This is a genomic window from Polaribacter septentrionalilitoris (assembly GCF_009832745.1).
In the GTDB taxonomy this organism is placed as follows: Bacteria; Bacteroidota; Bacteroidia; order Flavobacteriales; family Flavobacteriaceae; genus Polaribacter; species Polaribacter septentrionalilitoris.
In genome coordinates this window covers 305,252-318,024 of record NZ_VRMJ01000042.1, presented here as the reverse complement: position 1 = coordinate 318,024, position 12,773 = coordinate 305,252, and the positions used below count along the sequence as shown (strand labels likewise).

Here is a 12,773-nt window from a genome sequence, read left to right as displayed (position 1 = left end):
TTACAAATATGGCTTTATCTTTTGATACAAGATACCCTTCAATAGACGATCTAAGAAAACGTGCTCAAAAAAAAATACCAAAATTTGCTTTTGAGTACCTAGATGGTGGTTGTAATGAAGATGTAAATCTTATTAGAAATACTTCAGAATTAAGAGAAGTACAATTAGAACCAAATTATTTAAGAAATCATGGAGGTTCGTCAACTAAAACAAAATTATTTGGGATAGAATATGATGCTCCTTTTGGTATTGCACCTGTTGGATTACAAGGTTTAATGTGGCCAAATTCACCTGAAATATTGGCAAAAGCTGCGTTTAAACATAATATTCCTTTTATTTTAAGTACAGTTACAACAACAAGTATAGAAAGAGCAGCAGAATTAACAGAAGGTAAAGCGTGGTTTCAATTGTACCACCCTACAGAAGAAAGGTTAAGAGATGATATTATAAACAGAGCAGCAGCAGCAGAATGTCCTGTTTTAGTGATTTTATGTGATGTCCCTACTTTTGGATTTAGACCAAGAGATATTAGAAATGGTTTGGCAATGCCACCAAAAATGAATTTAGCAAATATATTAGAAGGTTTTACGCATCCCCATTGGAGCTTACAAACTTTAAAACATGGGATACCTAGTTTTGCTACTCTAAAACCATATATGCCTAAAAATTTAGATTTAAAGCAATTAGGTAAATTTATGGATCAAACTTTTTCTGGTCGCTTAAATGAAGAAAAAATTAAACCTATTAGAGACATGTGGAAGGGTAAATTGGTGATAAAAGGTGTAGCATCTCATTATGATGCTGAACAGGCCATTCGTTTAGGTTTAGATGGAATTATAGTTTCAAACCATGGTGGAAGACAATTAGATGCTGGAGAGTCCACTATAAAACCTCTTGCTACAATTGCAGAAAAATATGGAGATCAGATAGAAGTAATGATGGATAGTGGAATTCGTTCTGGACCAGACGTAGCGAGAGCAATGGCTAGCGGTGCTAAATTTACATTTATGGGACGCTCATTTATGTATGGTGTTTCTGCACTTGGTAAAAAAGGAGGAGATCACACAATATCTTTATTAAAAACTGAATTACAGCAGGTTATGGAGCAGTTATGTTGCGAAAAAACTTCTGATTTTCCAGATCATTTAATTAAATAGAAACAAAATTATTAATACTGTTATTATTTATAAAATATAGTATTATAAAACTTCAGAAACTATTTAGTTACTGAAGTTTTTTGTGTTAAAAAATAAAAATTAAACAATTAACTATAAAAACATGAAACATTACAAACAATATATAAACGGAGAGTTTATAGATTCTAAAGCAACTTCTGTAATAGAGATTTTAAATCCGTGTACAGAAGAAGTAATTAGTACAATATCTACAGGAACTGTAGAAGATGCTAACAATGCATTAGAAGCAGCTCAAGCAGCACAACCTGCTTGGGAAGCTTTACCAGCAATACAAAGAGCTGCATTTTTACATAAAATGGCAGATGTAATTAGAGAAAATAGGGTGTTTCTAGCAGAAACATTGTCTAAAGAACAAGCTAAGGTAATTGGTTTAGCACAAGTAGAAATTGATGTAACAGCAGATTATTTTGATTATAATGCAGGTTGGGCAAGAAGAATTGAAGGAGAAATTATTCAGAGTGATAGAGAAAAAGAGCACATTTATTTACATAAAGTTCCAATTGGGGTTGCAGTAGGTATTTGCCCTTGGAATTTCCCGTTTTTTGTAATGGCACGTAAAGTTGCAGCATCTTTAATTACAGGAAATACTTGTGTTATTAAACCAAGTTCAGAAGCTCCAAATACAATTATGGAATTTGCAGATTTCATCCAAAAAATTGATTTACCAAGAGGTGTTTTAAATTTTGTTTGTGGTGCAGGTAGAACTGTTGGTAATGCATTGTCTAAAAGCCCTATCACTGGTATTATTAGTTTAACAGGGAGTGTTGGTGCAGGTCAAAAAATTATTGAAGCTGCTGCTGAGAATATTACCAAAGTTTCTTTAGAGTTAGGAGGTAAAGCACCAGCCATAGTTTGTGCAGATGCGAATTTAGATTTAGCAATCAATTCAGTTGTATCTTCAAAAGTTATTTTTAGTGGACAAGTTTGTAACTGTGCAGAACGCGTGTATGTTGAAGACAGCATTTATGATGAATTTGTAGACAAGCTAACTAAGAAAATGAGCGAAGTGACTATTGAAGATGCCTTAACAGGTGTAAATGCAGATATGAGTAGTTTGGTGTCTAAAGATCAGTTAGATAAAATTACAGAAATGGTTGAGTTTGCTAAGAAAGAAGGAGCTGAAGTTTTACTTGGGGGTGATAGACCAGATAAATTTGATAAAGGATATTTTTACAATCCTACTTTGTTAACCAATGTTAAACAGAGCAGTCAAATTATTCAAGAAGAAGTTTTTGGACCAGTTTTACCAGTTATGAAATTTAATACTTTAGAGGAAGCTATTGCTATGTCTAATGATACAGAATTCGGATTAACATCTTCTATTTTCTCAGAAAACTTTAATAATATTATGAAGGCTACAAATGGTTTACATTTTGGTGAAACTTATGTAAATAGAGAGCATTTTGAAGCTATTCAAGGTTTTCATGCAGGATGGAAAAAATCTGGAGTAGGTGGTGCAGACGGTAAACATGGTATGGAAGAGTATTTACATACTAAAGTAGTATACGCTAAATATTACTAGGGTATTCTTTAAACTTAAAAAAAACTCAGTTAAATTTAATTTTAACTGAGTTTTTTCTATTTATTGGTAAAACTGGAAACTACTTCTTAGAAGAAAAGTTAAGCATCCAATCTATACATTCAACTTGACTAAATAATTTTTTGTTTCCTTGTGAATGATTAGCTCCAGGAAAAGCAACGTATTTTACATTTTTATTACCAGTCGCCTTTAAAAGAGTAACCATTTTTTTTACGGATGCTACATTCTTACCATCCTCACCACCAACCATTCCATATATAGGGAAATTAGCAAGTTTTGCAAAGTTGTCGTTTTCTGAAACCCCACTAAATCCACCAGGTGCAGCAGCTGCAAAACGTTCAGAAGATTGTTGTATCCAATCCCAAGAACCTCGCCCTCCCATACTGTGTCCTATAACATAAATACGACTATGATCTATTTGAGAGTAGGTCTCAAGTATATAATCTAGCATGATGTTAAGTGTTTTGGGGTCCCATTTTTCTGAAGAATTTGGTTCTAATAGTATAAGATTTTTACCAGCCAATTCAACAAGCGAGAGACCTTTTACCTTTGCAGAACGTTTTAATTGTTCTTCAATAGACCATTTTTTTCCACCACCTCCATGAAGTGATATTAGAAGAGGTATTTTCCCTTTCATTTCTTTTTTAGGAAAAGCAATAAAAGCAGTCCTTTTTAACTTCCTTAATTTAGGTTGTAAGTTTTTTGGCCAATTTATAAGCTTTACTTCCATGGTTTTGAAAGTATTGTTTATCTTGTCAAGTGTTTTTACAATACTTTTAGTTTGCTGAAAACTGGTAAGTAATAATAAGGTTAATAGACTAAATATTATTTTTTTCATTTGTTTATTGATCAAATAGAGTTTTTGTAAAAATAGATAAAACTTAATTTTCTGGTGTCTTGTTCTAGCCTGATGATAAAATCATTTATGATTTAAAATAAGAATTTATTGAATTTTAAGTATTAATTAATTCTAATATTTAAAGTAAGTTAATATTTTAATATTAAAAACCGTACAGTGCAGGATACAGTTTTTTTGTTGATGCCATATTTTCGTATCTACCAACTTTGTTAATAAAAAGATAAAGATCATTTTTACTTAACAAATAATAAAGAATCATTTACTAATAAACTAACTAAGAAATTATGTCTGAAAATCATATAGAGGAATTGGCTCTAGAAGCTAACTCTGGAGGAGAATTTGAAACAACTCCAGTTCCAACTTCTAAATTAAAAGGATGGAAATCTTTTTTAGGAATGTATGCAGGAGAACATGCAGCTGGTACCGAATTTATGATTGGGCCCTTGTTTTTAGCTGCAGGTGCAAGTTTAAAAGATTTATTATTAGGATTATTTATTGGTAATGTTTTGGCTATTCTTACGTGGAGGTATATTGTAGCTCCCATAGCTGTATCTAAAAAACTAACATTATATTATCAATTAGAAAAAATTGCTGGTAAACATTTAGTAAAAGTGTATAATGTGGTAAATGGTGTGCTTTTTTGTTTTTTAGCAGGGGCTATGATTACAGTTTCTGCAAGTGCTGTAGGTATTCCTTTTGATATTAATTTTTCTGTACCTGAAAATATTTTTGGTTTAAGTACACCTGCATTTTCAATGATTGTCATCATTGTAGGTGTAGTAATGACGGTTGTGGCTGCTGCCGGTTACAATACAGTTTCTAAATTTGCTAACATTGCTGCACCTTGGATGATTGTTGTCTTTGCAGCTTGTGGTATATCTGCTTTAACTCAAATGGAAGTTACTTCTTGGGATAGTTTATTAACAGAATGGGACAAAGGTGTAGGAGTGGTTCAGTCTGTAAGTGGTAAAGTGGATTTTGGTTTTTGGAAAATTGTAATTTTTTCTTGGTTGTGTAATGCTGCAATGCATTTTGGAATGGCAGATTTGTCTATTATGCGTTTTGCAAAAGATACTCGTGCTGGTTGGGGACCATCAATAGGAATGTTCTTAGGTCATTATATGGCTTGGATTTGTGCTTCTTTTATGTTAGCTGCTCAAATTAAACTAACTGGAGATATTTCTGCTAATCCTGGAGCTTTAGCATGGAGTGTTGTTGGTTGGACAGGTATAATCTGTGTAATTATTGCTGGCTGGACAACTGCTAACCCAACGATTTATCGTGCTGGTCTTGCTTTTCAAAGCTTGTTCCCTTCTAAAGCTAAGTCTTATTCGGGCGTAATTTTAGCAGGTGTCGTTGCAACAGCAGCTGGTATTTTTCCTTCACTTTCAGGTAAATTGCTTGATTTTGTAGGTCTGTATGGCACAATCTTAGGTCCAATGGGAGGAGTAATTTTTGTAAACCATTATTTAGCAAAGAAAATGAATTTTACAGAAGATTATGCGGACCAAAAAGGGACAGGTTTTAATGTTGCTGTTTTATTGGCTTGGGTGCTTCCTGTTGCATTAGGTTTGTACTTTATCTTCGCAAAAGATTTATTTCCTGCCTATGCAGTAATACCTTGTTGGATTGCTTCTAGTTTATTATATGTAATGATTATGAAACTTCAAAAATCTTAAATTATGAAAATACTAAAATTAATAAGTACTTTATCGATAGGTATTTTAATACTGTTAGCTAGCATACTTTTGTTTTTAGGAAGTTTAGAGGCAACCAATGCAAAGATTCTTATGTTAATTGGTACAATTATATGGTTTATTGTTACACCTTTTTGGATGAAAGAAGAGTAATAATTGTAAATTGATTCCTGTTTAAGATGATTAGAGTTTGATAATAATTCTAATATAGTATTATCTTAATTCTATCTCAATAAAGAAGTATGTGTTTCTTAATAGTAATGTGTTTTATCTTTTTTAACAATTCTGTTTTTATTTTATAAAGTGTATTATCTGTCACTTTAATAAATGATTTAAAAAATTAGTTTATTGATGTTTTTAGTGAAAAAAATTAAAGATTTTTTTGTAGTAATTTTTTTAATTATAACGCTTCCTTTTGAATTATCTAAAGGCAAAAAAAGAAGAGTAAAAAAACAAATTAAAAGTTATTTTCTCTAAATTCTTTGACTATTTTTAAAACTTACTTGTCAAAATAGTTAGAGATGGTTTTATGCTTTTTAATTGAGAATTACTTAAATTGTTAGAGAACCCTTTTATTCAAAAAAGTTTTACATTTTAAACCATTCTTTTACCAACTTTTTTTCTATTGGAGGAATAGTCTTATGATAATAATCATTTTTAATTGGGTCATACTCGTAATCCTTAGACCATTCTTCAATATTTTTTGATAATTTATGAAGAGATTCGCAGACAAAGTTTAATTCTTCTAAACTTATTGTAGGATGAACAGACAAACGAACCCAACCTGGTTTTTGAATATTACAACCATGTAAAATCTCATCTTTAATTCTATTAGATGCTTCCTGATCTACGTTCAGTAAGAAATGTCCATAAGTTCCAGCGCAAGAGCATCCACCTCTAGTTTGAATTCCAAAACGGTCATTCAATAATTTTACCACTAAATTAAAGTGATATTTTTCAAAATAAAAAGAAAAAATACTCAACCTATTTTTATGGTTAGGTGCTAAAATTTTTACTTCAGGTAAACTTTCTAAGGTTTTAAAGATCACTTGATTAATTTCATCTTCTCTTTTTTTGATGTTGTCAACACCCATTTGCTCTTTTAATTGAATAGAAAGGGCAATTCTAATAGTTTGTAAAAAACCAGGTGTTCCTCCATCTTCACGTGTTTCTACATCATCAAAATAGTCATGTTGTCCCCAAGGATTTGTATAACTTACAGTACCTCCTCCAGGGTTGTCTGGAACAGTATTTTTGTATAAACTTTTATTAAATATCAAAACTCCAGAAGTTCCTGGGCCTCCTAAAAATTTATGAGGAGAGAAGAAAATGGCATCCAATTGTTCTTCCTGATCAGTAGGATGCATATCAATAGCTACATAAGGTGCACAACAGGCAAAGTCTACAAAACACAATCCATTGTATTTATGAATCAGTTTTGCTACTTTATGATATGGAGTTTTAATTCCTGTAACATTAGAACATGATGTGATTGAAGCAATTTTAATCTTTCTATCTTGGTATTTTTGAATACATTTTTCAAATTCTTTTAAACACACTAAACCAGTATCATCACAAGGAACAACTTCTACATCTGCAATAGTTTCTAGCCAAGAAGTTTGATTAGAGTGATGTTCCATATGACTTAGGAAAATAATAGGTTTTATGTCATCAGGAATAGTGGTATGTTCTTTTAAATTTTCAGTAACTTTTAAACCCAAAATTCTTTGAAACTTATTGACAACACCTGTCATTCCAGAACCTGTGGTAATTAAAACATCATTATTATTAGCATTTACATGGTTCTTTATAATTTTTCTGGCTTCATGATACGCTAGAGTCATAGCCGCACCAGAAGTTGATGTTTCTGTATGCGTATTGGCAACAAAAGGGCCAAATTGGATCATTAACTTTTCTTCGATAGGACCATACAATCTTCCACTTGCAGTCCAATCTGTATAAATCAATTTTTGTTCTCCATAAGGAGATTGAAATGTTTGATGTATACCAATAATATTTTCTCTAAATTGATTAAAATAGTTTTCTAAATCAGATTTAATTACACTTTCTTTTGTTGATGCCATAGTTGCTAAACGATTTTAAATCAATAATCAAAAATAGTTATTTAAAATTTGCTACTCCTTTTTTTAACCAATTGTAATAAGTTTCTACATTTGGGGTATAGGCAACAGGTCTTATCAAATTAGCTTCATTATGATCCATTAAAACATATAGAGGTTGCGTGTTGGCTTTGTATTTAATTGTTTGTAATTCACTCCATTTTTCACCAATGTATTTCAGTTTTTTACCTGGTTTTAATTTAGATTCTACAACCTCATTAGGTTTTAGCTTTCTTTTATCATCAACATACAGAGAAATCAAAACAACATCATTTTTAAGGATATTTAAAACTTTAGGCTTTACCCAAACATTTTGTTCCATTTTTCTACAGTTTACACAGGCTTTACCTGTAAAATCAATTAATACAGGCTTGTTTATCTTTTTAGCATAAGCCAAACCTTTATCGTAATCATTAAAAGCTAAAATATCATGTGGAGCCATTAAATGTGCTCCTTTAGGAATGTCTGAATGATTAATAGAAACTGTTCCAAGTTTAGAGAAACCTACACCATAAGGAGACTCACTATAGTGTTGTGGAGGTGGAAAAGCACTTATTAAATTTAGTGGAGCACCCCATAAGCCAGGTAACATATATAAGGTAAATGAAAGTGTTATTAGACCTAAACTTAATCTGCCTACAGAAATGTTTTTTAATGGAGAATCATGAGGTAATTGAATTTTACCAAATAAATACAGGGTTAATGTTCCAAAAATGGCAATCCAAATGGCAATAAAAACTTCTCTTTCAAACAAATGTAAATCTAATACCATATCTGCGTTTGATAAGAATTTAAATGCAAAAGCCAATTCTAAAAATCCTAATACAACTTTAACTGAATTTAACCAGCCTCCAGATTTTGGAAGTGAGTTTAACCAACCAGGAAAAGCTGCAAATAAAGCAAAAGGCAATGCTATAGCAGAAGAGAATCCTAACATACTCACTATTGGAGCAATTCTTTCTCCTGTGGTTGCTGCAGCTACTAAAGCTGAACCCACAAAAGGACCTGTGCATGAAAATGAAACAATAGCTAATGCTAAAGCCATGAAGAAAATTCCTACAAAACCACCTTTATCAGCTTTGGCGTCAATTTTTGTTCCCCAAGAACTAGGTAGCGTTAGTTCGAAAGCTCCTAAAAATGAGGCTGCGAAAAATATCAACAATAAAAAGAAAAACAAATTAAACCAAACATTGGTAGATAATGCATTTAATGCATCAGGACCAAAAATGGCGCTCACTGCTAAACCTATTACTACATAAATTACGATAATTGAAATACCATAAAGAATAGCATTTTTAACACCTGCTGCTTTGTTTTTACTTTGTTTTGTAAAAAAGCTAACAGTCATAGGTATCATTGGGAAAACACATGGAGTTAACAATGCAGCTAACCCTCCAAGAAAGCTCAAGAAAAATAAGGTAAGTAAACCTTTGTCTTGGTGTGTTTCAATTGATTGATTAGTGAGGTTGTCTGTTTTGTTTTTTTCTGATATAATGGTTTTTTTACTACTGTTTTTTAGAATAAAATTCAAATCAATTTCTGTTGGCGCAGAACACATCTCATCGTTACAGACCATAAACTCTACAATTCCATTAACAGAGTTAACCTCAGGAGTTACTTTAATTTTTTGTTGAAAAACAGCTGAATTTTCAAAGAATTTAATCTTCATTCCAAAAACTGGGTCATCTACAGTATGTCCTTCTTCTTCAATTGTTTTTCCTACTAATGAAATTCCATCATTAGAAACATCAAAAATAAAAGTTGTAGGTATTGGTCCGTCTTCAGGTACATTTTGAGAATACAAGTGCCAACCTTTGTCAATTGTTGCAGTAGCAATTAAGGTATATTCGGTTTCTGAACTCTTTTTAACTGAAGTTGACCATTTTACGGGATCAACAATTTGAGAGAAAATTCCTAATGTAAAAGTTAGGAATAAAATAGTGATAATATGTTTCATCAATATAAATTATATAAAATTAAAAGAGATAATTGAGAGTGTAATACTCTTTAATTTTCTTTAAAAAATCAAAGATAATTAATTCGTGAAGACTTCGTTAAATGATAAGTTTATTTTAACTTAAAGTAGATGCTATTATAGTGATTAAAAAAAGAAAGTTGGTTTCTTTATTTAACTGTTGATAGCAGTATAAAAAAAATACTCATTTTTAGATGAGTATTTTTATGTAAGTTACATTTAAAATCCTTGAGCTATTTTCTCTAATTCATTGAGATTTATAATCGAGATTTCTTTTCCTTTAAAAGCAATAATTTTTTTCTTTTTTAAATCAGATAATAATCGAATTGCAGATTCTGTAGCTGTACCAATGATGTTAGCAATGTCTTCACGAGACAAATGCACATTAATGGCATCGTTTTCATTTGTTCCAAATTTGCTTTCTAAGTTTAATAAGGTTTCCGCTAAACGTTGTTTTACGGTTTTTTGAGCCATATCAACAATTACATTGTCAGCAGATTTTAAAGTTTTGGCCATGTCTTTTAAAACACTCATAGAAAAAGAAGGATTTTTTTCTAAATCTTTCATAATTTCTTCCTTAGGTATGAAACAGATTTCCATGTCTTCTAAAGCAATAGCTTTTAAGTTTGAAGGCTCATCAGAGATTAAACTTCTTTCACCTAATAAATCACCTTTTGTAACTAAGCTAATTATTTGATTTCTGCCGTTTTCACTCATTTTAGAAACCTTACAAACACCATCTTTAATACAGAAAACACCTTTTAAACGTTCTCCTTCATCAAAAATAGGTTCTCCTTTTTTTATGATTTTTGAAGTTTTACAATTAGACATTCTAACCAATTCTTCTCTGCTTAAGTGTTTTAGGGAGTTAAATTGGCGAATAATACATTGTTCACATTTGCTCATAGTGCCTTTTGAATTTATCTATCAAATATATTAAAAATGTGATAAAAATCATATAATTAATAAGTTTCTTAGTAGAAATTTGCAGAAGGCAAAAGAGTAAATATGAATTCTACACAATGTTATCACTGTGGTGATTCTTGTGATGATGATTTAATTCAATTTGATGATAAAAATTTTTGTTGTAACGGTTGTAAAACGGTTTATGAAATTTTTTCTGAGAATGATTTAACTTGTTATTACGATTTTCAAGACAATCCAGGAGCAATTCCTACTGAAATTCAAGGGAAATATGACTTCTTGGATACGAAAGAAATTGCAGATAAATTATTAGATTTTAATGATGGTAATACACAAATAGCAACGTTGTATATTCCACACATACATTGTAGTTCTTGTATTTGGGTGTTAGAAAATTTACACAAACTAAACTCTAAAGTAGTTGCATCTCAAGTTGATTTTCCTAAAAAGAAAGTAAGAATTACTTTTAATTCTTCTAAAACGTCGCTCAAAGAAATTGTTTTACTATTAAGTGCTATTGGTTATGAACCCTACATTAGTCTAGAAGATTATGAAGCTGGGAAAAAAGCAGTAGACAGAAGTTTGATTTATAAATTAGGAATTGCAGGTTTTGCCTTTGGAAACGTAATGTTTCTCTCTTTTCCAGAGTATTTTGAAGTAGATGGTTTCTGGATTGAGAAATATAAAAATATTTTTAGATGGCTAATGTTTGCCTTTTCATTGCCTGTAGTTTTTTATGCAGGAAAAGACTATTTTATTTCGGCAATTAAAGGGTTGCGTTCTAAAATTTTAAATATTGATGTGCCTATAGCTCTTGGTATTTCTGTCTTATTCATAAGAAGTACTTTTGAAATTGTTTTAGACTTAGGAACTGGTTTTTTTGATAGTCTCACAGGATTGGTTTTCTTTCTGTTATTAGGTAAATTCTTTCAACAAAAAACATATAACTTCTTGTCTTTTGAGCGTGATTATAAATCTTACTTCCCAATAGCAGTCACTCGAATTTCATCTAAAGGAAAAGAAGAAAATGTTCAGATTTATGACATTGAAAAAGGAAATAGATTGCTCATTAGAAATCAAGAATTAATACCTGTTGACGGTATTCTAATTAACGGAAATGCAGCAATTGATTATAGTTTTGTAACTGGAGAAGCTGATCCAGTTGCTAAAAAATCGGGTGATAAATTATTTGCAGGAGGAAAACAATTGTCTGGAGTTATAGAAATGGAAGTATTGTCTTCTGTTTCTCAAAGTTACTTAACGCAATTGTGGAGTAATGATGTTTTTCAGAAAGATAAAAAATCACACTTTAAAACCATAACTGATAATATCAGTAAAAATTTCACTATTGTTGTTTTATCTATTGCATTTCTTTCAACAGCTTTCTGGATGTATATAGATGCTTCTAAAGCACTAAATGTATTTACTGCAGTTTTAATTATAGCTTGCCCGTGTGCCATTGCTTTGGCAGCACCATTTACTCTTGGAAACATGTTACGTATTTTCGGAAAACAAAAGTTCTATTTAAAAAATGCAACTGTAATCGAAAAATTAGCAAGTTTAGATACAATTATTTTTGATAAAACAGGGACGTTAACTACGCATAAAGAGAATACTGTTTCTTATGATGGTGATGCGTTAAATCAGCAAGAAAAAAGTATGTTAAAAAGTTCGTTAAGAGCTTCAAATCATCCTTTAAGTAGAACATTGTACAATTCATTTGAAGATATTGAAACCTTGACTATTTCTGATTACAAAGAAATTGTTGGAAAAGGAATTCAAGCTTCATTTCAAGATATGAATTTAAAATTAGGCGCATCATCTTTTGTAAGTAATGATGTAGAAAAATCCACTTTAGATACATCAGTTTATGTTAGTTTTAACGAAGTTTATAAGGGGAAATTCACTTTTAAGAATTCTTATAGAACAGGAGTAGAGTCTCTTTTTAATTCGCTAAAAAACGAATATGAATTGTCTGTTGTTTCTGGAGATAATCAAGGCGAAAAAGAGCATTTACAAGAGAGTTTGCCTAGAGGAACTCAATTATTATTCAATCAAAAACCAGAGGATAAATTAAATGTGGTCGCCAACCTTCAAGAAAAAAATAAGAAAGTAATGATGATTGGTGATGGCTTAAACGATGCAGGTGCATTAGCGCAAAGTGATGTTGGTATTGCGTTATCAGAAAATATCAATGTTTTTTCTCCTGCTTGTGATGGAATTTTAGACGCATCAAAATTCAATAAAATAGCAAATTATATAAAGGCATCAAAAAAAGCAATGCAAATCATAAAGTACTGTTTTATCCTATCTTTATGTTACAATGTTGTAGGATTGTATTTTGCAGTAACAGGGCAATTAATGCCAGTAATTGCTGCAATTTTAATGCCTTTAAGTTCTATTAGTATTGTGGTTTTTACAACAATATCTACCAATATATTAGGAAAAAAAATACAATAATT

At 30.9% G+C, this 12,773-nt stretch carries 9 protein-coding genes; 5 read left to right on the top strand and 4 right to left on the bottom strand.

What is annotated here, in order from left to right:
• The first annotated feature begins 8 nt into the window (after positions 1-8).
• Both FP421_RS13985 and aldA read left to right on the top strand, forming a co-directional pair.
• A complete protein-coding gene (locus FP421_RS13985) occupies positions 9-1,157 on the top strand; it encodes an alpha-hydroxy acid oxidase (protein WP_159951640.1) in 1,149 nt (382 codons plus the stop codon).
• A gap of 121 nt (positions 1,158-1,278) precedes the next feature.
• The gene (gene aldA, locus FP421_RS13980; RefSeq protein WP_159951638.1) at positions 1,279-2,718 is read left to right on the top strand and encodes an aldehyde dehydrogenase; all 1,440 of its coding nucleotides are present in this window, start codon (positions 1,279-1,281) and stop codon (positions 2,716-2,718) included.
• 79 nt (positions 2,719-2,797) lie between these two features.
• Here the strand turns inward: aldA and FP421_RS13975 are convergent, their stop codons facing one another.
• Positions 2,798-3,574, bottom strand: coding sequence for a carboxylesterase family protein (locus tag FP421_RS13975; protein ID WP_159951636.1), 777 nt, complete (start codon positions 3,572-3,574; stop codon positions 2,798-2,800).
• Between the two features lie 305 nt (positions 3,575-3,879).
• Between FP421_RS13975 and FP421_RS13970 the strand changes: the two genes are divergently transcribed.
• Both FP421_RS13970 and FP421_RS13965 read left to right on the top strand, forming a co-directional pair.
• Positions 3,880-5,274, top strand: a complete 1,395-nt coding sequence (locus FP421_RS13970) for a purine-cytosine permease family protein (protein ID WP_159951634.1) — start codon at positions 3,880-3,882, stop codon at positions 5,272-5,274.
• 3 nt (positions 5,275-5,277) lie between these two features.
• Complete coding sequence (locus tag FP421_RS13965) at positions 5,278-5,445, top strand: hypothetical protein (RefSeq protein WP_159951632.1); 168 nt, start codon at positions 5,278-5,280, stop codon at positions 5,443-5,445.
• Between the two features lie 434 nt (positions 5,446-5,879).
• On the opposite strand, the gene FP421_RS13960 is transcribed toward FP421_RS13965, so the two are convergent.
• The 3 genes from FP421_RS13960 to FP421_RS13950 all read right to left on the bottom strand — a co-directional run bounded on the left by FP421_RS13960 (position 5,880) and on the right by FP421_RS13950 (position 10,293).
• Complete coding sequence (locus tag FP421_RS13960) at positions 5,880-7,376, bottom strand: aminotransferase class V-fold PLP-dependent enzyme (RefSeq protein ID WP_159951630.1); 1,497 nt, start codon at positions 7,374-7,376, stop codon at positions 5,880-5,882.
• A gap of 37 nt (positions 7,377-7,413) precedes the next feature.
• Entirely contained in the window at positions 7,414-9,369 is a 1,956-nt protein-coding gene (locus FP421_RS13955) for a protein-disulfide reductase DsbD family protein (protein ID WP_159951628.1), read from the bottom strand.
• Positions 9,370-9,606: 237 nt separating this feature from the next.
• The gene (locus FP421_RS13950) at positions 9,607-10,293 is read right to left on the bottom strand and encodes a Crp/Fnr family transcriptional regulator (protein ID WP_159951626.1); all 687 of its coding nucleotides are present in this window, start codon (positions 10,291-10,293) and stop codon (positions 9,607-9,609) included.
• 102 nt (positions 10,294-10,395) lie between these two features.
• On the opposite strand from FP421_RS13950, the gene FP421_RS13945 reads away from it, so the two are divergent.
• Positions 10,396-12,771 carry a heavy metal translocating P-type ATPase gene (locus FP421_RS13945; RefSeq protein ID WP_159951624.1) on the top strand — a complete coding sequence of 792 codons (2,376 nt, stop codon included), beginning with the start codon at positions 10,396-10,398 and terminating at the stop codon, positions 12,769-12,771.
• Positions 12,772-12,773: the final 2 nt, after the last annotated feature.

Excerpts from the sequence above, each read along its gene's own strand:
- FP421_RS13985 (WP_159951640.1), top strand. The coding sequence starts at position 9 with ATGGCTTTATCTTTTGATACAAGATACCCTTCAATAGACGATCTAAGA.
- FP421_RS13970 (WP_159951634.1), top strand. The coding sequence starts at position 3,880 with ATGTCTGAAAATCATATAGAGGAATTGGCTCTAGAAGCTAACTCTGGA.
- FP421_RS13950 (WP_159951626.1), bottom strand. The coding sequence starts at position 10,293 with ATGAGCAAATGTGAACAATGTATTATTCGCCAATTTAACTCCCTAAAA.
- FP421_RS13955 (WP_159951628.1), bottom strand. The coding sequence starts at position 9,369 with ATGAAACATATTATCACTATTTTATTCCTAACTTTTACATTAGGAATT.
- FP421_RS13965 (WP_159951632.1), top strand. The coding sequence starts at position 5,278 with ATGAAAATACTAAAATTAATAAGTACTTTATCGATAGGTATTTTAATA.
- aldA (WP_159951638.1), top strand. The coding sequence starts at position 1,279 with ATGAAACATTACAAACAATATATAAACGGAGAGTTTATAGATTCTAAA.
- FP421_RS13960 (WP_159951630.1), bottom strand. The coding sequence starts at position 7,376 with ATGGCATCAACAAAAGAAAGTGTAATTAAATCTGATTTAGAAAACTAT.
- FP421_RS13945 (WP_159951624.1), top strand. The coding sequence starts at position 10,396 with ATGAATTCTACACAATGTTATCACTGTGGTGATTCTTGTGATGATGAT.
- FP421_RS13975 (WP_159951636.1), bottom strand. The coding sequence starts at position 3,574 with ATGAAAAAAATAATATTTAGTCTATTAACCTTATTATTACTTACCAGT.